Annotated in this window: 1 protein-coding gene and 1 pseudogene; one reads left to right on the top strand and one right to left on the bottom strand. The window is 44.3% G+C overall.

The window, feature by feature from the left end; all coding sequences use genetic code 11:
• Nucleotides 1-2,279 (bottom strand): YhgE/Pip domain-containing protein (locus VTH8203_RS19955; protein WP_208617781.1); only part of this gene is annotated, 2,279 nt, incomplete at its 3' end.
• Between the two features lie 332 nt (nucleotides 2,280-2,611).
• Between VTH8203_RS19955 and VTH8203_RS19950 the strand changes: the two are divergent.
• Nucleotides 2,612-2,895, top strand: a pseudogene (locus VTH8203_RS19950) (IS5/IS1182 family transposase); the annotation flags it as partial.
• Nucleotides 2,896-3,220: the final 325 nt, after the last annotated feature.

The following is a 3,220-nucleotide window of genomic DNA, read 5'->3' as shown; positions in this document are numbered from 1 at the left end:
TTGCCGTCGATGTCTTCAACAATGGCGTTAAAACCATCCACTGCACTTTGAATAGCTGCAATCGTGGTCAGCTCTCCCGTCGCGATTTGATTGACAATCTGGGGTGTACTGACCATATCTAGACCAGTGACGCCCATCGCTTCAAGCTCATTTTGTTCAAGCGTCGCCGTGGCGTTCGCGCCATTGGCAATGAAATCGGCTAAATCATTCACTGCTGATACAGCATCAATGATTTGTTGATTGGTTAAGGTTTGACTCTCTAGACTACTCAACGCTTCAGCGTATAAGCTCTGATTACTGTCTATCGCATCCGATATGCCTGCAAGCGCATTGATTTGCGCTGCGGTGGCTAATGTGCCGTCACTGTTGCCATCGACATCTTCAACAATGGCGTTAAAGCCGTCCACTGCGTTTTGGATGTCTGCAATCGTGGTCAGCTCTCCCGTCGCGATTTGTTCAACAACGTCATCGATATTATTACCGTTTAAGCCAGTTATACCAACGACCTCTAAATCTCCTTGCTCTAAGGTACTTGCAGCATTACCACCATTGGTAATCGTATCTGTAATCACATTCACTGCAGTAACAACAGTTTGAACTTCAGCAGGGGTTGGATTGTTACTGTCCACAAAGGTCGCGGTATTTAAAACTTCACTGTAAAAAGCTTCGTTGGTAGTTTCTGCGCCTATGACGCCAACAATGGCATTCAACTCCGTCGCGGTGACACCTGTGCCATTAGTATTGTTATTTATGTCATCCACAACAGACACATAGCCCGTGACCATGTTTTGCATATCGGTCACGCTGGTCAACGTATTGGTAGCAAGTTGATCCGCTATGCCCATAATGCTGGTTGTGGTTGCGCCAGTGATACCCGCATCTTCCAAATTAGTGGTAGTCAATGCACTGGTCGGTTGCGTGCCAGTTGAAACATCAGCGATGGTGTTGACCGCCGCAATCACGGTGTTAATTTCAGTCGTTGTTGGATTATCGCGGTCAAGAAATTGTCCGTCGTCAGCGGCGCTAGCGAGGGCTTCACCATAAAGGGATTCATAATTAGGATCGGCACCCGATACACCACTGATCGCATTCAGTTGGTCAGCCGTTAGCGTGACAGTTGTGTTTGAGCCAGACACCAGTGCCACTACATTTTGATAACCAGGGGAACCATCGACCATGGCTTGAATTTCAGCGGTAGTCCGGTAATTACCTGTGGCGAGCTCTCTATTCACATACGCAAGGTTATTGTCATCAACCCCTGTGATCCCCGCATCGGCATAATCTGTTTTGCTTAAATTTGTCGCAGATTCACGCCCCAAAATCACTTGCTCTAAGGTTTTGAAGGCAAAAAACACCGCATTCGGGCTACCACCGTCTTCAACGATATTAACGAACTGGTTGGAATAGATGGCGAGATTATCCAGAAAATCCAAATTTTCGAGATACAAATTCTGAGAGGCGGGCCCACTTGTAGGCCCATTCATCCAATTATAATCCGCTATAACAGTGACTCGCCCATTGAATAGCGCCTGATCGGCAACAGTAATGTAATCCAAACCATCTGCATTAGTCCCCACCACCACGGCTTGTGATATCGTGTCTTCAATAAATAGATCAGCAAAAGTCGAGGAGTGCACCTTATTAACACCTGCCATCAATGGATGGTTATTTAAATGGTTATTAGTGCGAGTGTGTTCCTTTGTGTTAGTAATCGATTTTGTACCGACATAAATATTGCCACCAAGGGCAACGATCGCATCTGTAATATGTTGGTTTTCTGTGGGTGTAAAGCCACCATGCTCACCGATAAAAAATATTCTTGCTCCACGGGTTAAATGCGTTTCCATGGCATTGATTTCAGCGGTCGTGAATGCATCTTCAGGCCACATAATAAATAACAAATCAATATTAGATAAATTGAGCGCATCTAATCTTTGCGAGATGGAAAATTCCGTCGCAGTGAAATCAACGTGATCATTGTAATAAGTTAATACTGAACGCCAATCGTCAACACCTTTATGGGTCGCCATATAAAAACCAATATTGACAGTTTCCCCTGCCTCTAATTGCAATTTTTCGGTAGACGGTTGTTCTAGCACCGTGTAGGTGTTGGTTAGCGCAAGGGTGTGGGGGTAATGTGAGAAGTCGAATATAGAGTTGACTTTTGGTTCACCTCGATACTCTCGAACAAACGAGAACAGCACAATTGCCAGTATGGCCAATGCCATCATTGCTATTTTAAAAATAAAATAGAAGCTGTATTTTTTGGATTCAATCATCGTTCTGTCTACCCTATGATAGTTAGTCCCGAATCCAACCGACGAAGTGTTAATGATTACTGTTAGTTGTTTTTCTTATACAACAATGATAGTACAAATCCGAGATTTCAAATCCAATTTAGGAATCAAAGGAGCTTTGTTAAGGGCTTATCACCGATCTGGGCGTAACCGAACATGGCTTGAGCCCAGTCGGTTGTATTGTGAATGAGTGTAAACATGCTAATAAAGATATTGAGGTAAGTGATAGCCCATGATTTCTCCAATCGCCTACTAGGTCGATCACTAGTTGCCAATTTGTGTATAAGAGTCAGGATTTATTCAACGACGCCCCTTTAATTCCTCCGCGTGAGGGTGCAGCTTTCTGGGAAAAAGGGCATCCACGCAATCTGGCAGTTGGCTGCCAAAAGCTCTATGGCTCGAACAAAAAGTAGAAGCAGAAGTATGGTTAGCACAAGGGTCATTGTTGGAGACCGCTATGTATCGCGTAAAACAATTACTAGGCGCTTCACTCACGCTTCGAAATTACAACGCACAAGTTGGTGAAGCTTACGCCATGATCAAAGTACTCAAAAAGTTAACTGGGATAGGTATGCCCGAAACTCAGTATGTTGTTTAAAATACGAACGACTTAGCTAGCGTTTACTCTTTCGCTGAATTCGGCAACAAAGCCGCCTTACAACGTTGATCTCGCCATTCTTCGCACCCAGAAGTGATGACGCTAATCACAAAGGACATAACGTCTTTAAGGTCATGCTTCTGATTAACATCTGATCGAGTATCTCGGACGACTGATAGGTGTTCGATTAAGTTTAAAGCGAAAGTAGCTGTATGATTATGGATTTGGTGCTGTTAGATCATATTTGTTAACAAAGTGCGAGCCCGCCCTGGGGCAATGGCGGAATATCAGCGCCTAACGCATACCTATGAACTGGGAGAGTTAT

The sequence above is a fragment of the Vibrio thalassae genome, assembly GCF_900089835.1.
Classification (GTDB): domain Bacteria; phylum Pseudomonadota; class Gammaproteobacteria; order Enterobacterales; family Vibrionaceae; genus Vibrio; species Vibrio thalassae.
The sequence above is the reverse complement of the archived record's forward strand: the minus strand, read 5'-3'. Positions and strand labels throughout refer to the sequence as shown.